Consider the following 20,629-nt stretch of genomic DNA (forward strand, 5'->3'; position numbering starts at 1 on the left):
CCGATCGTTCATCGCCGGGATCGCGCATGGACCTGCCGCGGGATGCGGCAGGCATGGAAAACCCCGGCCGAGGCGACCCGGCCGGGGTCAAGGTTCAGCGCATTCCGACGACGTTCATCTGGCCGCCCTTGAAGTCGACCTCGCGGTAGGTGCCCGCGCTTTCGCCGGGCTCGATCAGTTCGACCGCCGAGGCGCCGTCATAGTCGATGTCGGTACCTGCCGCGATCAGTTCCAGCGCACGGCCGATCTCGCCGGCGCTGATCTTCTCGCCCGGCGCGTTCGCGACCTCCATCACCTTGTCCTTGTAGGCGCGGGGATCGCTGGACCCGGCCGCCTGCATCGCCAGCAGGATCAGAGCGGCGGCATCATAGGATTCACCCGCGAAGGCCGAGGTGCCATCGAAACCCGCGGCTGTGGCCAGTTCATTGAACTTCGTCCGGCCCTCGCCCTCGGAGGAGGGGTTCTGCCCGAACGATGTTTCCAGCTCGGACCCGAAGCGGTCCACCAGCCCCTGCGCGACCATCCCGTCGGGCAGGATGAAGGTGTCGAAGGCGCCCGCGTCCAGCGCGCCGCGCATGATCCCCGAGCCCCCCTGATCGACATAGCCCACGACCGCCAGCGCGTCGCCCCCGGCCGCGGCAAGCGCGCCGACCTCGGCCGAATAGTCGGCTTTCCCGTCGTCATGCGCCTGCAGCATCGTCACCGTGCCGCCCTTGGCTTCGAAGGCCGCCTTGAAGGATTCCGCCAAGCCCTTGCCATAATCGTTGTTGGTGTGGGTGATGGCGACCGACTTGACCCCGCGCTCCAGCGCGATGTCGGCCATCACCTCGCCCTGCCGCGCATCCGACGGCGAGGTGCGGAAGAAGAAGCCGCCATCCTCGATGTCCGTCAGCGCCGGAGAGGTGGCCGAAGGCGAGATCATCACCATGCCGTTCGGCACGCCCACGCGTTCGAGGCTGGCGATCGTCTCGCCCGAGCACATGCCGCCCATGATGCCGTTGACCTTCTCGGCCGTGACCAGCCGTTCCACCGCCGCGACTGCCGCCGCCGCATCGGCGCAGGTGTTGTCTGCGCGGACCGGCGTGATGGTCGAGCCGTTCAGGAACTTGCCCGAGTCGTTCGCTTCCTTGATGGCCATCTCGGCGCCGTTCGCCATGTTGGGCGACATCGATTCAAGCGGGCCGGTGAAGCCAAGCGACAGGCCGATCTTGACGTCCTCGGCCACTGCCAGCCCCGCACTGAACGCAAGGGCGGTCGTCGCCAGAAACAGCTTCTTCATGCAGTCTTCTCCCTGACTGGACCCTTGGTCCTACGACATGGACAGTAGGGCGGTGTTTTTTGAAAGAAAAGCGTGTCGTGAGCGGCCGCCTGAAGGGCGCCCCGCGGCCTTCCGGAGGGCCGACCGGGGGCAGGGGCGAGTAAGGCTTTATTCCCTGCGCCCGGGCCTTTATAACCCTGCAATCCGCAGGAGATGAGCCATGCCGCAGCAGACGCCCGACACCGACCGCAACGCCCGCGCCACCCTGCGCGGCGACGACTGGCAGCGCGGCAGCTGGCGGACCCGCCCGCGCGTGCAGATGCCCGATTATCCCGACGCCCAGGCCCTTGCCGCCGTCGAGGCGCAGCTCGCCGAGTTCCCGCCGCTGGTCTTTGCGGGCGAGGCGCGCCGGCTCAAGGCGCAACTGGCCGACGTGGCGCAGGGCCGCCGCTTTCTTCTGCAGGGCGGCGACTGCGCGGAAAGCTTCGCCGAGTTCTCGGCCGACAACATCCGCGACACCTTCAAGGTGATGCTGCAGATGGCCGTGGTGCTGACCTGGGGGGCGCAGCTTCCCGTGGTCAAGGTCGGCCGCATGGCAGGCCAGTTCGCCAAGCCCCGCAGCGCGGCCACCGAGACGATGGAGGGCGTCGAGCTGCCCAGCTATCGCGGCGACATCATCAACGGCTTCGACTTCACCGCTGCGGCACGGGTGCCCGATCCAATGCGGATGCTGCAGGCCTATACGCAGGCGGCGGCCTCGCTGAACCTGCTGCGGGCCTTCTCGACGGGCGGCTATGCCGATATCCACCGGGTGCAAAGCTGGATCGCCGATTTCACCGACGGCCCCGAGGCCGCGCGCTACCGCGACATCGCCGACCGGATCTCGGACGCGATGGCCTTCATGCAGGCGGCGGGCGTGACGGCGGAAACCGCGCATGAACTGGGCACGGTCGAGTTCTACACCAGCCACGAGGCCCTGCTGCTGGAATACGAGGAAGCGCTGGCCCGGATCGACTCTACGACCGGCCTGCCGGTCGCGGGTTCGGGCCACATGCTGTGGATCGGGGACCGCACGCGGCAGGTCGATGGGGCGCATGTGGAATTCTGTCGGGGCGTCCAGAACCCCATCGGGCTGAAATGCGGCCCCTCGATCTCGACGGACGACCTCAAGGCGCTGATCGCGAAGCTGAACCCGCAGAACGAGGCGGGCCGGCTGACGCTGATCGCCCGCTTCGGCGCGGGCAGCGTGGGCGACCACCTGCCGCGCCTGATCCGCGCCGTGCAGGAGGAAGGCGCCAACGTCGTCTGGTCCTGCGACCCCATGCACGGCAACACGATCAAGTCGGCTTCAGGCTACAAGACGCGGCCCTTCGATTCGGTCCTGCGCGAGGTGCGCGAGTTCTTCCAGGTTCATGCGGCCGAGGGCACCGTTCCGGGCGGCGTTCATTTCGAGATGACCGGCCGCGACGTGACGGAATGCACAGGCGGCGTGCGGGCGATCACTGACCACGACCTGTCGAACCGCTATCATACGGCCTGCGACCCGCGCCTGAACGCCAGCCAGTCGCTGGAACTGGCCTTCCTGGTGGCCGAGGAGTTGCGCGCCCGCCGCACCGGCACACCGGTCCAACTGCGCGATCCCAGCTGAAAGGAAAGGCGCCCCGGAAAGGGGCGCCGTTTTCAGTCGTTCGAGATGATCCGGAAGCGCGCGCGTCGTTCCTCGGGCGTTTCCTCCTCGATGATCGGGGGGCGGGGCGCAGGACGCCAGGTCGCGGGCGGCTCGGCCATCCCGAGGGCGGAAGGCGAGGGGGTCAGCACCCGCCCGCCCTCGATCACCGGGTCGGCCCGTTCCGCGCCCAGGTCGAAGCGGCGCGGTGGGGCGCCCGCCTCTCCCACGGACACGAGGCATCCCAGCGCCCGCGTGACGTCGCCCAGGTCCGAGCGCAGCGGCAGCAGCAGCAGCCTGCCCGTCAGTTCCGGGCGGCCATAGCTCGCGGGCGAGAGCAGGTCCGCCTCGACGATCTGCGGCCCCTGGAAGACGGTTTCCAGCACGTCCGACAACCGCCCGCGGTAGCCGGGGTTCATCAGCGCACAGAGCGGCATCCCTCGGGCCTCCATGCCCAGAAGGTCGATCAGGTGCTTCCCCGCCAGCCTGAAGCGCGCCGCGCCAGGCGCGATCCGTTCAAGAATGAAGGCAAAGTCCAGCGTGGCGCGCAGCCCCAGGGGCGTGACATCTGCCCGCGCGGGGATCGCGCGCCCCTGCCGCAACGAGGACCAGTAGGCGCGCATTTCGGCGATCACGCGCCCCGGCTGGGGCTGGCCGAAGTCCGACAGGCGCAGCACGCGGTCGGGTGTTCCGGCCTTGTCCGTTCCCTCGTCCTCGATCATCCCCGGCATCCCTTTTGCGGCAAGTCCCTGATAACACACAAGCCTGCGCAGCGTCCCGTCCAAGTTTGACGAAAGGTTAAGTTCAGGTCTCGGTTGTGGGCGCGGGGGCAGGTTCGCGCGGCTCGCGCGGCGGCCGGCCCACGATGTCGCGCAGCGCGTCCAGTTCGATGAAGTTGTCGGCCTGCCGGCGCAGCTCGTCCGCGATCATGGGCGGCTGGCTGCGCATGGTGGACACCACCGACACCCGCACGCCCTGCCGCTGCAGCGCCTCGACCAGCGGACGGAAGTCGCCGTCGCCCGAGAACAGCACCGCATGGTCCAGACGGGGCGCAAGCTCCATCGCGTCCACGGCCAGCTCGATGTCCATGTTGCCCTTGACCCGGCGGCGGCCCATCGAGTCGGTGTATTCCCGCGCCGCCTTGGTCACGATCGTGTAGCCGTTGTAGTTCAGCCAGTCGATCAGGGGGCGGATCGGAGAATACTCTTCGCTTTCCAGCAGGGCGGTATAGTAATAGGCACGGATCAGCTTGCCGCGGCGCTCGAACTCCTGCCGCAGCAGCTTGTAGTCCAGGTCGAACCCCAGCGACTTTGCAGCGGCGTGCAGATTCGAGCCGTCAATGAACAGCGCCAGTCGGTCATCCTTGTAGAACAATGCCTTGCCCCATCAATCTTCATTCATCGGTAATGGTTTGCAGAACCTAGCTCTGGTCGCGCTGGGCGGGAACCTGTTTTCTTCGACAGGTTCGCCGGCCCGGACCCTGTGCGCGGCTCTTTGCGCATTGCCCGCGGAAGGGATGAAGGTCGTGGCGGTCAGCCGCTTCTGGCGCTCGCCCGCCTATCCGCCAGGCAGCGGGCCGGACTATGTCAACGCCGCCGCGGTGGTCCGCACGGCGCTCGGGCCGGAAGACACGCTGGCCGCGTTGCACCGGATCGAGGCGACGCTGGGCCGGACCCGGAGTGGGGGGCGCTGGCAGGCGCGGGGCATCGACCTCGATCTTCTGGCGATGGGCGATCTCGTCCTGCCGGACGCCGCCACGCAGGACCAGTGGCGGGCCTTGCCGCCCGAGCAGCAGGTGCAGGCGGCCCCCCGTACCCTGATCCTGCCGCACCCGCGCATGCAGGATCGGGGCTTCGTGCTGGCGCCCCTGGCCGAGGTCGCGCCTTTGTGGCGCCACCCGCGCACGGGGCAGACGGTTTCGCAGATGCTGGCGGCGCTGGACCCTGCGGCACTTGACGGACTGGCGCCCTTGGGTTGACTTTCATGCCTGTGGCTTCCACTTATGCCACCTTGCTCTTACAGCCGATTCGCAGAGGTGTTGCATGGCACGCGTGACCGTCGAGGACTGCGTCGACAAGGTTCCGAACCGCTTTGACCTGGTGATGCTTGCCGCCCATCGCGCGCGTGAGATTGCGGCCGGCGCGCCGCTGAGCGTGGACCGCGACAACGACAAGAACCCCGTCGTCGCCCTGCGCGAGATCGCCGACGAGACCCAGCCGGTGGATGAACTGCGCGAGCGGATGATCGAGCAGACCCAGACCCAGATCGAGGTCGACGAGCCGGAAGAGGACGCGATGGCGCTGCTGCTGGGTGCCGAAGTCGACCGGCCCAAGCCCGCGGACGAGGAATCCGAGGAGCGGATGCTGCGCATGATGCTGGAAGCGCAGAGCCGCAACTGAACGGCAGGACTGAGCGGGACGGAACCTTCGGTTGGACAAGTTCGACGTCGAGGATCTGATCGCGCTTGTCCGCAACTACAACCCGCGGACCAATACCGACCTCATCCGGCAGGCCTATGACTATGGCCGCCGGATGCACGAGGGGCAGTTCCGCCAGTCGGGCGAACCCTATTTCACCCATCCGGTCGCCGTCGCCGCCATCCTGACCGAGATGCGGCTGGACGATGCCACCATCGTCACCGCCCTGCTGCACGACACGATCGAGGACACGCGCTCGACCTGGTCCGACGTGGCGCAGCTGTTCGGGCGCGAGATCGCCGACCTGGTGGACGGCGTCACCAAGCTGACCAACCTGCAGCTGTCGGGCGCCCATTCCAAGCAGGCCGAAAACTTCCGCAAGCTCTTCATGGCCATGTCCCGCGACCTGCGCGTGATCCTGGTCAAGCTGGCCGACCGGCTGCACAACATGCGCACGATCAAGTCGATGCGCCCCGAAAAGCAGGTCCAGAAGGCGCGCGAGACGATGGAGATCTATGCGCCACTGGCCGGGCGCATGGGCATGCAGTGGATGCGCGAGGAACTCGAGGACCTTGCCTTCAAGGTCCTGAACCCCGAGGCGCGCAATTCGATCATCCGCCGCTTCGTGACGCTGCAGAAGGAAAACGGCGACGTCATCCCGCAGATCACCGGCGACATCCGCGCCCTGCTGGAAGCCGAGGGGATCGAGGCCACCGTCTTCGGCCGTGCCAAGAAGCCCTACAGCGTCTGGCGCAAGATGCAGGAAAAGCAGCTGAGCTTCAGCCGCCTGTCCGACATCTACGGCTTCCGCATCATCACGCGCAGCGAATCCGACTGCTACCGCACGCTGGGGATCATCCACCGAAAGTGGCGGATGGTGCCCGGGCGCTTCAAGGACTACATCAGCCAGCCCAAGTCGAACGGTTACCGCTCGATCCACACCACCGTCTCGGCCCGCGACGGCACCCGCGTCGAGGTGCAGATCCGCACTCGCGCCATGCACGAGGTGGCCGAGGCCGGCGTTGCGGCCCACTGGGCCTATCGCGATGGCGTGCTGAGCAAGAACCCCTTTGCCGTTGATCCGGGCGAATGGCTGGCCTCGCTGTCCGAGCGCTTCGGCGAGGAAGACCACGACGAGTTTCTCGAGCATGTGAAGCTCGAGATGTACCAGGATCAGGTCTTCTGCTTCACGCCCAAGGGCGATGTGATCCAGCTGCCCAAGGGGGCGACGCCGATCGACTTCGCCTATGCGATCCACACGCGGCTGGGCAACAGCTGCGTCGGGGCCAAGGTGGACGGCATCCGGGTGCCGCTGTGGACGCGGCTGAAGAACGGGCAGTCCGTGGACATCATCGCGGCCTCGGGCCAGCGGCCGCAGGCGACGTGGCTGGACATCGTGGCGACCGGCCGCGCCAAGGCCGCGATCCGGCGCAGCTTGCGCGAGGAGGACCGCTCGCGCTTCATCCGGCTGGGGTCCGAGCTGGTGCGCGTGGCCTTCGAGGCGGTGAACCGCAAGGTGACCGACAAGGCGCTGCGCGCCGCGGCCAAGGCGCTGGCGCTGCCGGACGCCGACGAGATGCTGGCCCGCATCGGCTCGGCCGAACTGTCGGCGCGGCAGGTGGTGGGCGTCCTTTACCCCGACCTTGCCCCGGCCGAAGCCGAGGTCGATCCCTCTCGCGCCGTGGCCGGGCTGGAAGCCGACCGTGAGCTGACCCGCGCGCCCTGCTGCGACCCTCTGCCGGGCGAGCGGATCGTGGGCATCACCTATCGCGGCAAGGGCGTCGTGATCCATGCCATCGACTGCCCGGTGCTGGCCGATTTCGAGGATCAGCCTGCCCGCTGGGTGGACCTGCGCTGGCGCGAGGGACGGCATCCGCCGGTCTATTGCGCCAAGCTGAGCCTGACGATCCGCCACGACGCAGGCGTTCTGGGGCGGATCTGCACGCTGATCGGCACGCAGGGCGCCAATATCTCGGACCTGGAGTTCGTGGACCGCAAGCCCGACTTCTATCGGCTGCGGGTCGAGGTCGATCTGCGCGACATCGAGCATCTGCACGCCCTGCTGACGGCGCTTGAAGCCGAAAGCGACGTGGCGCAGGTGTCGCGCATCCGGGACGAGACCGCGCGGGTCTGACGGTCTGCCCCTCACCCTGCTCGCCTTCTGGCATATTTGACCGCCGCGCCGGGGCGGGGCGGGTTGTGCGGCGGCCTTGCGGCTGGTTCACTCGGGGTCAGGTCGGTTCGGGTTCGAAGGAGGCGGGCCGGTGTTCAAGCGCAAGCCACGCAGCTATTCCCAGATGCTGGGGGATTTCGTCTATCCTCGCGGAGGCTGGTCCCGGGCGGCGCAATATGCGGCGCACCGCATGGGCCGCCTGCCCGACCAGCCGCACCGGATCGCGCGCGGTTTCGCGGCGGGAACATTCATCAATTTCACGCCCTTGTTCGGCTTTCACCTGCTTGGGGCTCTGTCGCTGGCCTGGGTGTTGCGGGGCAACCTGCTGGCGGCGGTGCTGGGAACCTTTATCGGCAACCCGGTGACGATCCCCTTCATGGCGATGATCTCGATGGCGCTGGGCCGCTGGATGCTGGGGGTCGAGGGCAGCATGGCGCCGGCCGCGATCCTAGGCTCCTTCACCTCGGCCGGGCGGCAGTTGACCCATAACTTCATGGCGATCTTCGACGGCCGCGTGGCGCAGTGGGACCAGCTGCAGACCTTCTTTCACGCCATCTTCCTGCCCTATCTCGTCGGCAGCATCATCCCCGGCGTGATCTCGGCGCTGATCGCGCATTACCTGACCGTGCGGGTGGTCGAGGGCTATCAGCGCCACCGCGCCGCCCGGTTGGCACGGCGGGCGGTGGGCCAGGTGCGCAAGGACAGGGGCGCCTGAGCTCAGACGCCCAGCCGGTCGCGCAGGGAATACCAGCTCATCCCCGCGACCAGCAGCGGCCAGCGCAGGCCCGCGCCGCCGGGGAAGGGACGCGAGGGCAGGGCGGCCATGGCCTCGAATCCTTCGGACTGGCCCATCACCGCCTGCGCCATCAGCTTGCCCGCAAGGTTCGACAACGCGACGCCGTGACCGGAATAGCCGCTGGCCGACAGGCAGTTCGGCGCAGGACGGGTGAAATGCGGCATCCGGTTCAAAGTGATGGCCAGCGTCCCGCCCCAGGCGTGGGTGATCCTGACGCCCTTCAGCTGGGGATAGACCTGTTCCAGGGGCTTGCGGACCTTGGCCGCGATGTCCCTGGGGAAACGATAGCCCAGGTTCTCGCCCCCGCCGAAGACCAGCCGCCGGTCGTCGCTGAGCCGCCAGTAGTTCACGACGAAGCGTGTGTCATGGACCGCCACGTTCTCGCCCAGGATCTCGTCGGCGCGCGCGCCCAGCGGCTCGGTGGCCACGACGAAGTTGTTGATCGGCATGACGCGGGCGGCTACGCGCTCATCAAGACGGCCAAGGTAGCCGTTCGCGGCGAGGATGAGGTGGTCGCACAGCACCCGGCCCGTGCCGGTCTGCACGATTGTCTTTTCGCCTGCCGGCGCGGCATGGCGGATCGCGTGGACATGGCTGTTCTCGTGGATGCGCACGCCTGCGGCGACGGCCAGCCGCGCCAGCCCCAAGGACAGCGCCAGCGGGTCGAGGTGCCCGGCCCCCCGGTCCACGTCGCCGCCGACGTAAAGGGGCGACTTGACCAGCGCGCGCAGGCCCTGCTGATCCAGCGGCTGGACAAGGTGATAGTCGTAATCGCGTGCCAGCCGCTCGGCGTTCTCGCGGGCATGGGCGACCTCGCGTGCGGTCCGCGCGGCATGGGCGATGCCGTCATGGACCGTAACGCCCGCCTCGGCCGCATAGGCGCGCACCAGCGCCTTGGCCTCCTCGGCCATGTCCCACAGGCGCCGCGCAGCTTTGCGCCCCGCCATGCGTTCCAGGTCATCGACCTCGAGCCGCTGGCCCGAGCCAAGCTGCCCGCCGTTCCGGCCTGAGGCGCCGAAGCCCACCCGCTGCGCTTCCAGCAAGACGACCTGCCGTCCCGCGCGGGCCAGCGTCAGCGCTGCCGACAGGCCCGTATAGCCGCCGCCGACCACGACGACGTCGGCCCTTGCCTCTCCTCGCAGGCGGGGGAAGGGGGCAAGGACCGGGTTCTGCTCGGCGTAAAGGCTTGGCGGGTACTCTCCGCGCCGGTCATTGGCAAACAGCAGGTTCATCGCGGCCTCGGCTTCGATACTTATGGAAAAGGAGCCGCAAGGGCCCCTTCTGCCGTTCGTTCGGGCAAGACCGCCTCAGCGGTTGGCGACGGGCACGTAGTCCCGGCGATCCTGACCGACATACAGCTGGCGCGGACGGCCGATCTTGCTGTCCGAGTCGCCCAGCATCTCGGTCCACTGGCTGATCCAGCCCACGGTGCGGCTGAGGGCGAAGATAGGCGTGAACATCGAGGTCGGGAAGCCCATCGCCGACAGGATGATGCCGGAATAGAAATCCACGTTCGGGTAAAGCTTCTTCTGGACGAAATAGTCGTCCTCCAGCGCGATCCGCTCTAGCTCCTTGGCGACCTGCAGGGTCGGGTTGTCCTCGATCCCGAGAATGCCCAGAACCTCGTCGGCCGATTCCTTCATGATCTTCGCCCGAGGGTCGAAGTTCTTGTACACGCGATGGCCGAAGCCCATCAGGCGGAAGGGGTCATCCTTGTCCTTGGCGCGCTTGATGTATTCCGGGATACGGTCGACCGACCCGATTTCCTGCAGCATCTCGAGGCAGGCCTGGTTGGCGCCGCCATGCGCGGGGCCCCACAGGCAGGCGATGCCCGCCGCGATGCAGGCAAAGGGGTTCGCGCCCGAGGAGCCCGCAAGCCGGACGGTCGAGGTCGAGGCGTTCTGCTCGTGGTCCGCATGCAGCATCATGATGCGGTCCATCGCCCGGGCCAGCGCGGGATCGACCTTGTATTCCTCGGCCGGGACCGAGAAGCACATGTGCAGGAAGTTCGACGCGTAATCGAGCTCATTGCGCGGATACACGAAGGGCTGGCCGATCGAGTACTTGTAGGCCATCGCCGCGATCGTCGGCAGCTTGGCGATCAGGCGGATCGAGGCGACCTCGCGGTGCCAGGGATCGTTGATGTCGAGGCTGTCGTGGTAGAAGGCCGACAGCGCGCCGACCACGCCCACCATCGTCGCCATCGGGTGGCTGTCGCGGCGGAAGCCCCGGAAGAAATAGTGCATCTGCTCATGCACCATCGTGTGGCGCGTGACGCGGTTCTCGAAGTCTTCCATCTGCCTGGGGCTCGGCAGTTCGCCGTAAAGCAGCAGATAGGCGGTTTCGAGGTGGTGGCCGTGCTGGGCCAGCTGCTCGATCGGATAGCCGCGATACCACAGTTCGCCCTTGTCGCCGTCGATATAGGTGATGGCGCTGGCGCAGGATGCGGTCGAGGTGAAACCGGGGTCGAAGGTGAACACATCCGCCTGGCCATAAAGCTTGCGGATATCGACGCAATCCGGGCCCACGGTCGGGCTGAGGACCGGCAGGTCGAGTTCCTTGTCGTTAACGATGATCCGGGCAGTCTTCGCTTCGGCCATCACACAGTCCTTCTGCCAGAGGCCCGAACCGGGCCGATAAGATCGGGGTCTCTCACGCCGTGGCGTCTGCCAAGCGGGCGAGCGTTTCGTCGCGGCCCAGGGCCAGCATCATGTCGAATACGCTGGGGGTCGTGGTCCGGCCGGCCAGCGCGGCCCGCAAGGGGGCTGCGATCTTGCCCAGTCCGACGCCGCGCGACTCGGCAATGCGCTGGGCCGCCGCCTCCAGATCGTCTCGCGCCCAGTTAGCATTCTGCAGCGCAGCGGTCAAATCATTGAGTATACCAACGGATACCGGATCAAGCGCCGCGCGCGCCTTGTCATCCGCCTGGACGGGGCGGTCGATCAGGGCAAACCGCGCCTGCTCAAGCAGTTGCGGCAGGGTGCGGGCCTTCTGCTTCAGCACCCCAAGCGCTGGCGTCAGGCGCTGCAGCTGCAGCGGCGTCAGGGCGGGCTGGTCCGTGGCCTCAAGAAAACCCGCCAGTTCCTTCAGCAGCGCCTCGTCACTCATGGCGGCGACATGGTGGCCCGAGACGTGCTCCAGCTTCTTGAAGTCGAGCCGGGCGGGCGCCTTGCCGATGCCGTCCAGGTCGAACCAGTCCATCGCCTGCGCGTCGTCGAACAGCTCGTCGTCGCCATGGCTCCACCCCAGCCGGGCGAGATAGTTCCGCATGGCCGCCGCCGGATAGCCGAGCGCCGCATATTCATGCAGGCCGACCGCGCCGTGACGCTTGGACAGCTTCTTGCCGTCGGTGCCGTGGATCAGCGGGATGTGCGCAAAGACCGGCAGGTCCCAGCCGTTCGCCGCATAAACCTGCGCCTGCCGCGCCGCGTTCGTCAGGTGGTCGTCGCCCCGGATGATATGCGTGACACCCATGTCGTGGTCGTCCACCACCACCGCGTGCATATAGGTCGGCGTCCCGTCCGAGCGCAACAGCACCATGTCGTCCAACTGGTCGTGGCGGAAGGTCACGTCCCCCTGCACCGCGTCATGGATGACCGTGACGCCTTCGCGCGGCGCGCGCAGGCGGATGGCGAAGGGTGCGTCGCGCCGGGTCGAAGGCTCCGCATCCCGCCAGGGGCTGACGAAGGGCTGGTTCGGGTTCTCGGCCCGCCAAGCCTCGATCTCGGCCGGCGTGGTGTAGCAGCGGTAGGCGGTGCCCGCCGCCATCATCTGGCGCGCCACCTCGGCATGACGTTCGGCACGGGCGAACTGGCTGACCGGCTCGCCGTCCCAATCGAGACCCAGCCAGGTCAGCCCCTCCAGGATCGCCTGCGTCGCTTCAGGGGTCGAGCGGGCGCGGTCCGTGTCCTCGATCCGCAGCAGGAACCTGCCGCCGCGGCCGCGCGCGTAAAGCCAGTTGAACAGGGCCGTGCGCGCACCCCCGATGTGCAGATAGCCCGTGGGCGAGGGCGCAAAGCGGGTGACGACGGGGGATTGAGGCATGGGCGCGTCCTGATGCGGTCGGTCGGGCGGTCGTTAACCTTTCGGAAAGGACCGCGAGGGTAGGGTCGCGGCAGGGATACGCGACGATTGCGGGGAAGGACAAGGTTGACGGCAACCGAAGCGGCACCTTCGGACGGGCGGCTGCGGGCGGGGCTGCGCGCGCTGGGTGCGGCGCTGATGGCGCGTGAGACCTCGCGCACGCGGCCCACGGCCGAACGGGTGGCGCGCGCGGGCCTGCTGATCTGGGCGCCGGTGCTGGTCGCGCTGGGAATTGGCGGATGGTTCCTTCTGCGGTTCGAGCCACGGCTGCCGCATTATGGGCTGGCCTTGGCCGGGATGCTGGCGGCGCTGGGACTGGCTTGGCTCGCGCCGCGCGCGGTGATCGCGGGGCGGCTCGACTGGGACCGGGCCGACCTGCTGCGGCTTGGCGGTCTTGGCGTGGCGCTGGGGCTGGCGGGGTTCCTTGCGGCGGGTCTGCGGCTGCATCTCGTGGCAGCGCCGGTGATGGACTACCGCTATTATGGGCCAGTCGAAGGACGAGTGGTGGAAATCGACCGTTCCGCCCGCGACCGGATGCGGGTGACGCTGGACCGCGTGACCTTGCGCGACACCACGCCCGCGCGCACGCCCCGGCGCGTGCGGCTGTCCCTGACCGGCGACATCCCGCTTCCGCAGGTGGGCAGCCGGGTCATGCTGACCGGGCATCTCGGCCCGCCGCCCGGCCCGGCCGAGCCCTTCGGCTTCGACTTCCGCCGCTCGGCCTTCTTCGAGGGGCTGGGCGCGGTCGGCTATACGCGCACGCCCATCCTGACCGTCGAGCCAGCACCTCCGCGCCGCCTTGACGCGACCGCGGTGCGGCTGGCGCTGTCGGCCGCCATGCAGCGCGAGATCGGCGGGCAGGAAGGCGCGGTCGCCTCGGCCCTGATGACAGGCGACCGCTCGGGCATTGCCGAATCCACGAACCAGCTGATGCGGGATTCGAACCTTTACCACATCGTCTCGATCTCGGGCCTGCACATGAGCATGCTTGCAGGCTTTGTCTATGCCGCCCTCAGGCTGGCGCTGGCGGGCGTGCAGGCCTTGGGGCTGCTGGTGGGCAGGCCGGTCCACAAGCTCGCGGCGCTGGCCGCCCTGGTGGTGGCGACCGTCTACCTGTGGCTGTCGGGCGGTGGCGTGCCGACCGAGCGCGCCTGGCTGATGGTCGCTGTTATGCTGGCGGCGGTGCTGGCCGACCGACGCGCGATTTCGCTGCGGACGGTGGCGCTGGCGGCCCTTATGATTCTGCTGGTCGCGCCCGAGGCGCTGGTGACGCCCGGCTTCCAGATGAGCTTTGCCGCGACCGCCGCGCTGATCCTGCTGTTCCCCGCCTGGTCGCGCCGGGCGCAGATGCTGCCCTGGGTGCTGAGGGGGGCGGCACTGCTGGTGATCTCGTCCCTGATCGCGGCGCTGGCGACCTCGCCGCTGGCAGCTGCCTATTTCAACCGCTCGGCCCAGTACGGGATGGTGGCGAACCTGCTGGTCGTGCCGGTAATGGGTGCGGTCGTGATGCCTGCCGGGGTCTTTGCGGCCCTGCTGGCGCCGGTGGGGCTGGCCGGTCCTGCGCTGTGGCTGATGGGCCTCGGTACCCGCTGGATGCTGCATGTGGCCGAACTGGTGACCGGCTGGGGCGGCGCGGTCGTCATGGTGACGGCGCCCCACTGGGCGGCGGTGCCGCTGGGCGGAACGGGTGTGACGGTCGCGCTGCTGGCGCTGCATGGCGCACGGGGGCGGCTGTCGCGTGTCATCGCCGCGCTGGCCGGGCTGATGGTCCTGAGCGGCGCGCTGCTGTGGCTTTGGACCGAGCGGCCCGACATCCTGATCGCAGGGGACGGCACCGCCGTGGGGCTGATGACGCCGGCCGGGCGGGTTCTGTCGAAACCCGCCGGGGCCTTCATCGCCGACAGCTGGCTGCGTGCCGATGGTGATCTTGCCACCGCCGAGGAGGCCGCGGCTCGTCCCGGCTGGCAGGGCGAGAAGGGCGCCCGTCAGGCAAGCCTTGGCGAGTTCAGGATCGTGCATCTCTCCGGCAAGGGGGCAGCCGATCGGGTGGCGCAGGCCTGCACCAAGGGCGCCATCGTCATCCTCGCCGCGCGCGCGCCCGAGGGCGCGGCGAGGGACTGCCTGCTGCTGGACCAGTCCCGTGTTGCCCGCAGCGGCGCGATGGCGGGCTGGCTGCGCGAGGGGCAGATGCGCTGGGTCAGTGACGAGGCGGCAGCGGGCGCGCGGCTGTGGACCTCCCCCGCTGTGCGGCGCGCATGGGGGCTGAACGGAACCCGCAGGTCTTCTGGCGAGGGAGCGGGCGCGGCGGAGGAGAGGCCCGGCGCGGTGGGCGCAAAGGGGAAGGGCGGCCCTGCCGAGCCGAAAGGCGGCGGTGCCGAGACAAAGGAGAAGGAGGCGGAAGGAGAGCAGCCCTGACCCGGAGGCGCGATGGGCCGCGAACAAGCCGGAGTGCGGATGACCCCGCAGGTCCGTGATAACCCTGACGTGCACGGCGTCGTGCGGGAGCCTTGAACCGCATCGTTCCTGCGAGGCCGTGACTTCCCTTGGCTCGGGCAAGACCAGGCCGGACCGGAGTGCCGCCTGCACGGGCGATCATCTTCCTGAACGGCTCCGAAGCGTCGAGGCCTAGAGCAGGTCGCGGCGCAGGGTCTCGACGATGCGGGCGCTTGCCTTGCCGTCGCCATAGGGCGACTCGCAGCGGGCCATCGCGGCATAAGCGGCGGGGTCGTCCAGCAGTTCCTGCGCGGCGGCTCGGATCGGCTCGGATCGGGTGCCGACAAGCTTCGTCACCCCGGCTTCGACGGCCTCCGGGCGCTCGGTCGTTTCGCGCAGCACCAGCACGGGCTTGCCGAGGGCAGGGGCTTCCTCCTGCACGCCGCCCGAATCCGACAGGATCAGGGTCGAGGCCTTCATCGCCGCGACAAAGGCGGTGTAGTCCAGCGGCTCGCACAGGATGACGCGATCCAAGGCGCCGAAACGCTCGCGCACGATGCCGCGGACGTTCGGGTTGTGGTGGACCGGCAGCACCATCTGCACGTCCGGGTTCTCCGCCACCAGCCGCGCCAGCGCGTCGCAGATGCGCAGCAGCGGCTCGCCGAAGTTCTCGCGCCGGTGCAGCGTCACAAGGATCAGGCGCTTCGATGGGTCGAGGTCCAGGCCCGTCTGGGGGTCTGTCGCCGCGACGTGATGCAGCGCGTCGATCACCGTGTTGCCGGTCACATGGACATTCGCCGCCGGATAGCCCTCGGCCAGCAGCTTGTCGGCGGCAAAGCGCGTCGGCGCGAAATGCCAGTGGGTCAGGTGGCTGGCGACGACTCGGTTCATCTCTTCGGGGAAGGGGTTGGCGATGTCGCCGGTGCGCAGGCCCGCTTCGACATGGCCGAAGGGGATGCGGTCGTAGAAGGACGCAAGCGCGGTGGCCAGCACGGTCGTCGTGTCGCCCTGCGCCAGGATCGCGTCGGGCTTCTCGGCGCCCAGCACTTCCTCCAGCCGGATCAGCAGGCGGCCCGTCAGCCCGGTCAGGGTCTGGCCCGGCTGCATGATGTCGAGGTCGATGTCGGGCATTATCCCGAAGACCTGAAGAACCTGGTCCAGCATCTGGCGGTGCTGCGCCGTGGCCAGCACCCGGCAGTCGAAATCGGGGTCGGCCTGCAGCGCCCGGATGACCGGGGCCATCTTGATCGCCTCGGGCCGGGTGCCGACGGTGCAGAGGACCTTCTTTCTCATATCCGGTGGTCCCGTTCGATCAGCGCGCAGGCACGGTCGTAAAGGGCGCTGTCCTGCCGGTTGGCGCGGATCAGCCGGTCGCGCAGGTCGGGGGACAGCGAGGACAGCATCGCCTCGACCCGTTCGGCCGTGCTGTCGGTCCCCGCATGGGTGACGTTGTGGCGGGTGTCCTCGGGCAGGTTCAGTGTCAGGCCGTGTGGGGCCAGGATGTCGCCGAAGCGGGCGACATCCGCCTCGAAATGCTCGGTCCGGCCCAGCAGCTCGACGCCTGTCAGCATCCTGAGCGCCGTGGCGATGTCATAAACGAGGCCATCGGCGCTGCGCTTGTGGAGCGGGCGCGTCCGGTAGGGCGAGGCGAAGAAGCGGGTCTGCGCGTTCGAGACATGGACAACCTCTGACCGCGAGCTCAGGCAATGCTCGATCCATCCCGCCATGTCATGCTTGCGGGCAGCCTGGGCCGTCGAACTGGTGTCGAACTCGGGCACGGGCAGGGGATCGGGGGGCGGCAGGCCCGGTCCGGCTTCGGGATTTGCCGCACGCTGGGCCTCGAGGGCCCGGCGCGCCAGTTCCGCCTGCAGGTCCTCGGGAGACAGGGCGCCCAGCGGCGTGCCGTCCGGGCGCTCGGGCCCGCGCTTGAAGCGGTAGATCGAGGCGATGCGCAGGAAAGGGTTGCGCACGAAGATCGCGGCCAGCGCGCGATAGTCCAGCGAACTGGGCGCCGGCAGGACGATCTGGTGGGACGAGAAGGCGACCGCATTGGGGCGGCGCATGATGATCCGGTCCAGTTGGTCCTGGTCGATGGTGAAGAAGGAAAAGGGGCCGTCGAACAGCTCGTGTCGGCCGCCGAAGTTATGCGTCAGGACATGATCGAAGGACGTGCCCGCGTTCTTGTAGATATGGTAGTGGAGAATGACGGTGCGCATCGCGGGACTTTCGGCTGTCGGAAGGAAGGGTCGGCTCAGCGCGCGCCAGGCAGGCTGGCCGGAGGACGGACGTCCCGGTAACGGTGCGGCACCCACTTGCCCCAACGATCCTCGAAGAGCGCGCGGTTCCTTTCGAACAGCTGCTGCTTTTCGCCCGAGGGAAGGGCGTCGAAGCTCGCCGACAGGTGGTGGTGGCAGAAGGCGTCCTCGGCCAGCGCGGTCACCAGCCCCGCCTGGCGGAAGGTGGCGCAGTGGTCGTCGTCCTCGAACATGCCGCGGCCGTAGATTTCGGGCAGGTGCCCGAGCCGGTCCAGATCGGCGCGGCGGAACATGGCGCAGAAATAGGCGCAGACGGGAATGGGGGTCCATTGTCCCCGGTGGCCGGTCGCGAGGTCGCGGGCGGCGCGGACCATGTCATCCATGTCGGCATAGGCGATCTCGATCCGCGCCTCGTTGCCGATGTTGTTGGTCATGGGGCCGATGATGCCGATTTCCGGGTGGCGCTGCAGGTGGCGGACCATCGCCAGAAGCGCGCCGGGTGCGAGGAAGGTGTCGTTGTTCAGAAGCAGGACGAACTCGCCGGTCGCGGCCTCGATGCCGCGGTTGTTGCCGCGGGCGAAGCCCAGGTTCTCGCCGTTCTCGACCAGCACGATGCGATCGTCCTGGGCCGCGCGGTCGCGCAGGATGTCCAGAACCTCGGGCGTCGAGCCGTTGTCCACCAGCACGACCTCGAGGTCCGGATAGACCTCGCCGCGCCCCAGCATGGCGTGCAGCGTGGCCAGCGTCATGTCGGTATCCGTGCCGTAATGCAGGACGACCACCGACAGCTTCGGCTCACGCCGCATCTCGGCCAGCATGTCGGCGGCCCGGAAGGACCAGGCGTTGTCCAGCGCATACTGCCGCAGGCGCTGGCCGAAACCGGCGTCTTGCGCCAGCGGCGCGGCGCGGCGGATCTGGGCGGCGAAGCTAGCCGCGTCGTCGGCGCGGAACACCAGATCGCCCGCGCGGTCCAGTTCCGGCAGCGAGGTCGAGACCGTCGGCCGCATCACCGCCGAATATTCGTAGAACTTGACCGGGTCGCAGGCCTTGATGATCGGCAGCAACTGGAAGGGGATGATCAGCACGTCCATCTGCCGGTGGAAGGCAGGAACATCGCCATAGGGGATTTCCCCGTGCAGGGTGACGTTGGGCAGGTTCCCCAGCCGCAGCGGCGGCTCGGCCGTGACCGCCCCGCACAGGTGGATGTCGAAGTCCGGGTTAGCGCGGGCGACCGCTTCCAGCAGGTCGGTGTGGAACCACTCGGCAATGGCGCCGACATAGCCCACGCGGAGTGCGCCGGGCCTCAGCTTGCCGGCCAGCCAGCCGGGCGCCTGGGTCTGGCTGTCGTCAATGAAGTGGCTGACGTCCGTGCCGTTGCGGACCATCACCACGTCGCGCATCGGGCTGAACTTGTCATAAAGATATTGCGAGCTGACGACCATCTTGTCGGCCCGCGCGATCATGTCCAGTTCGGCGTCCAGCACATGCGGCTCGGTGTTGGAAAAGCCGCCGATGTCGTCCATGCAGTCGAAGGTGATCTGGTATTCGGGCGACAGGTGCTTGGCCAGGTTCCACCAGTAGGGATGCTCGATCACCACATGGGCCACGGGCGAGGCCGCGACAGCGTCCGCCAGCGCATGGAAATGGTCGATCCAGGCGCGGGTCTGCGCAGGCGTGGGCACGCCGGTATAGGACTGGAGGCCGCGCATCCCCCGGTTCGGCAGCCGCACCACATGGACACCCGGCGCGACCTCGCGCACGGTGCCCTCGCGCGGGTTCTGCTCCATCTCGATGAAGAAGACGCGGTGCCCTTCCGCCGCCATGCGGGTGGCGAGGTGCTGGGGGCGCTGGATGCGGAAATCCCAGTTGATGATCGACAGCACGAAGATGTCGGGCTTGTCGCCCTGACGCCCCGGAACCGAGGCATAGCCGCGCGTGGCGGCCGGCTGCGCCTGCACGGGCGAGAAGGCCAGCGCCCGCGGGATGCCCCCCGGCACCGGCAGGCGGCGCTTGAGGCGTTCGACGGCCGCCCCCGGCAGCACGCGGCGCATGGACCGACCGCCGAGGCGATAAAGGCGGCGATAGATGGGCTTCAGGACGGTGTTCCGTTCCCTTTCCAGCCAGGCCGAGGTTTCTGCCAGCGTCTGCTCGGTTGCCTGCAGATGCGCCTGCAGCTGCCCCGCGTGGTCCTGCAGTTCCTCGATCGTGGCCCAGCGCGTTTCGGCGAGGTCGGTCATCTCGTCACGCTGCGCCTCGGTGGCGGCCAGCTGGGCCTGCAGCGTCAGGGCGCGATTGCGTGCCTCGTTCTGCTGGGCCTCGACGCTGCGCAGGCGGGCCACGGCCTCGTCGCGCTGGGCTTCGGTGGCTTGCAGTTGTTCGCTCAGCAGGCCGATGCCTTCGTCGCGCTGCACCTCGGTGGCGCGCAGCTGCTCGGTCAGTTCGGCCACGAACTGGTCCCGCTGGGCTTCGGTCGCGCGCAACTGCCCGGTCAACCGCGCCCGGATGTCATCCCGCTGGGCCTCGGTGGCGCGCAGTTGCTCGGTCAACTCCGCGAGGTTTCTGTCCCGCTGGGCTTCAGTCGCGCGGACGCGTTCGGCCATGGCCTCGGCATCGGCCAGCCGGTCCGCGACATCGCGTTCCAGTTGGGCTCGCCGCCGATCCAGCGCGGCGTTCGCGGCCTGGGCGGATAGGATCTGCCCGGCATGGGCGTCTTCGACTGCGCGGGCGGCGCCGGACAGCGCGGCAAGGCGGTCGCGATAAGTCGCAAGCTCGGCCGTGCCGGGGACCTCGCCGCGCCCGGCGGCCCTGGCCAGAAACGCAAAAAGGTCCATCGCCAGTTGCTCGACCGGCCGCTCGGACGCTGCTGCCTCGCCCCGGCCATGCACGGCTTCGGGCAGGAAGGCCTGCGCGACCAAAGACGCGGCCTCGTCGGCCGGGACGTCCCGGAACAGGCCCGCGATCCGCGACAGCGTAGGGGCAGGGTCACGGGTCCAGTCGGGAAAAAGGACCAGCTGGCGCGGCAGCCCTTCGGATCCCTCGATGGCGCCGAGCGTGTGGTTGATCCAGGACAGCATCGCCGCATCCGCGCCGAAGGCGTTGCGGCGGGCCAGCGACTGGGCAACCTCGCGCGGGTCGCGGAGCGCGATCAATACGGCCGCTTCGATGCCGCGCGCTTCCAGCCAGACGCGCCACAGGGGCAGCGTCAGCGACAGCCGGGGGTCCTTGACCATGATGCGCGACGCGTCGCCGAAGCTATCGGCCACTGCCGCGTCCATGCGCGCCAGCAGCGCCGCGTCGGGCGCGGACAGGTCCAATGGGCCGATCCGCAGCCAGAAGGCGCCTCGCTCGGACAGGATCGCATCGTTCAGCGCGACCACGGCGCGCGGCTCGAAATGGCCGCGCGGGTTGTCACTGGCAGGGCCGCCCGCGTCGCGCGGAAGGGTGAACCCGAGTGCACCGCAGCTTTCGCCAAGGAACGAGGTGCCGCTGCGGTGCATGCCCGCGATCAGCAGGGCGGTCGATGGCTGGGGCAAGGCTGTACGATCCCG

At 68.6% G+C, this 20,629-nt stretch carries 15 protein-coding genes; 6 read left to right on the forward strand and 9 right to left on the reverse strand.

Annotation, left to right across the window (positions count from 1 at the left end; all coding sequences use genetic code 11):
* Positions 1–94 precede the first annotated feature (94 nt).
* Complete coding sequence (locus ACFFII_RS16285; protein ID WP_377699915.1) at positions 95–1,279, reverse strand: ABC transporter substrate-binding protein; 1,185 nt, start codon at positions 1,277–1,279, stop codon at positions 95–97.
* A gap of 199 nt (positions 1,280–1,478) precedes the next feature.
* Here ACFFII_RS16285 and ACFFII_RS16290 point away from each other — a divergent pair, with 199 nt between their 5' ends.
* The gene (locus ACFFII_RS16290) at positions 1,479–2,906 is read left to right on the forward strand and encodes a class II 3-deoxy-7-phosphoheptulonate synthase (RefSeq protein ID WP_377699916.1); all 1,428 of its coding nucleotides are present in this window, start codon (positions 1,479–1,481) and stop codon (positions 2,904–2,906) included.
* Positions 2,907–2,938: 32 nt separating this feature from the next.
* Here ACFFII_RS16290 and ACFFII_RS16295 read toward each other — a convergent pair whose 3' ends face one another.
* Together ACFFII_RS16295 and ACFFII_RS16300 are read right to left on the reverse strand one after the other, a co-directional pair.
* Entirely contained in the window at positions 2,939–3,655 is a 717-nt protein-coding gene (locus ACFFII_RS16295; protein ID WP_377699917.1) for a PAS domain-containing protein, read from the reverse strand.
* 73 nt (positions 3,656–3,728) lie between these two features.
* Positions 3,729–4,298: a LabA-like NYN domain-containing protein gene (locus ACFFII_RS16300; protein ID WP_377699918.1), complete on the reverse strand. Its 570-nt coding sequence runs from the start codon at positions 4,296–4,298 to the stop codon at positions 3,729–3,731.
* Between the two features lie 37 nt (positions 4,299–4,335).
* Here ACFFII_RS16300 and folK point away from each other — a divergent pair, with 37 nt between their 5' ends.
* The 4 genes from folK to ACFFII_RS16320 all read left to right on the forward strand — a co-directional run bounded on the left by folK (position 4,336) and on the right by ACFFII_RS16320 (position 8,229).
* Positions 4,336–4,902 carry a 2-amino-4-hydroxy-6-hydroxymethyldihydropteridine diphosphokinase gene (folK, locus tag ACFFII_RS16305; RefSeq protein ID WP_377699919.1) on the forward strand — a complete coding sequence of 189 codons (567 nt, stop codon included), beginning with the start codon at positions 4,336–4,338 and terminating at the stop codon, positions 4,900–4,902.
* A gap of 64 nt (positions 4,903–4,966) precedes the next feature.
* Positions 4,967–5,323, forward strand: coding sequence for a DNA-directed RNA polymerase subunit omega (gene rpoZ / locus ACFFII_RS16310; protein ID WP_090754568.1), 357 nt, complete (start codon positions 4,967–4,969; stop codon positions 5,321–5,323).
* Positions 5,324–5,354: 31 nt separating this feature from the next.
* A complete protein-coding gene (locus ACFFII_RS16315; RefSeq protein WP_377699920.1) occupies positions 5,355–7,475 on the forward strand; it encodes a RelA/SpoT family protein in 2,121 nt (706 codons plus the stop codon).
* A gap of 130 nt (positions 7,476–7,605) precedes the next feature.
* Entirely contained in the window at positions 7,606–8,229 is a 624-nt protein-coding gene (locus tag ACFFII_RS16320) for a DUF2062 domain-containing protein (RefSeq protein ID WP_377699921.1), read from the forward strand.
* Between the two features lie 2 nt (positions 8,230–8,231).
* Here the strand turns inward: ACFFII_RS16320 and ACFFII_RS16325 are convergent, their stop codons facing one another.
* From ACFFII_RS16325 to gltX, 3 genes are all read right to left on the reverse strand, one after another.
* Positions 8,232–9,542, reverse strand: a complete 1,311-nt coding sequence (locus tag ACFFII_RS16325; protein ID WP_377699922.1) for an NAD(P)/FAD-dependent oxidoreductase — start codon at positions 9,540–9,542, stop codon at positions 8,232–8,234.
* A gap of 75 nt (positions 9,543–9,617) precedes the next feature.
* Entirely contained in the window at positions 9,618–10,910 is a 1,293-nt protein-coding gene (gene gltA, locus ACFFII_RS16330; RefSeq protein ID WP_377699923.1) for a citrate synthase, read from the reverse strand.
* A 52-nt stretch (positions 10,911–10,962) separates the two neighbouring features.
* Complete coding sequence (gene gltX, locus ACFFII_RS16335; RefSeq protein ID WP_377699924.1) at positions 10,963–12,354, reverse strand: glutamate--tRNA ligase; 1,392 nt, start codon at positions 12,352–12,354, stop codon at positions 10,963–10,965.
* Between the two features lie 105 nt (positions 12,355–12,459).
* On the opposite strand from gltX, the gene ACFFII_RS16340 reads away from it, so the two are divergent.
* Entirely contained in the window at positions 12,460–14,808 is a 2,349-nt protein-coding gene (locus ACFFII_RS16340; RefSeq protein WP_377699925.1) for a ComEC/Rec2 family competence protein, read from the forward strand.
* Positions 14,809–15,018: 210 nt separating this feature from the next.
* On the opposite strand, the gene wecB is transcribed toward ACFFII_RS16340, so the two are convergent.
* The 3 genes from wecB to ACFFII_RS16355 are packed head-to-tail and all read right to left on the reverse strand — an operon-like array spanning position 15,019 to position 20,578.
* The gene (gene wecB, locus ACFFII_RS16345) at positions 15,019–16,119 is read right to left on the reverse strand and encodes a non-hydrolyzing UDP-N-acetylglucosamine 2-epimerase (RefSeq protein ID WP_377699926.1); all 1,101 of its coding nucleotides are present in this window, start codon (positions 16,117–16,119) and stop codon (positions 15,019–15,021) included.
* Positions 16,116–17,042, reverse strand: a complete 927-nt coding sequence (locus tag ACFFII_RS16350; protein ID WP_377699927.1) for a hypothetical protein — start codon at positions 17,040–17,042, stop codon at positions 16,116–16,118. Before ACFFII_RS16350 ends, wecB begins: the two co-directional genes overlap by 4 nt.
* A gap of 35 nt (positions 17,043–17,077) precedes the next feature.
* Complete coding sequence (locus ACFFII_RS16355) at positions 17,078–20,578, reverse strand: glycosyltransferase (protein ID WP_377699928.1); 3,501 nt, start codon at positions 20,576–20,578, stop codon at positions 17,078–17,080.
* Positions 20,579–20,629 lie beyond the last annotated feature (51 nt).

The sequence above is a fragment of the Paracoccus niistensis genome, from assembly GCF_042432925.1.
GTDB classification, from domain to species: domain Bacteria; phylum Pseudomonadota; class Alphaproteobacteria; order Rhodobacterales; family Rhodobacteraceae; genus Paracoccus; species Paracoccus niistensis.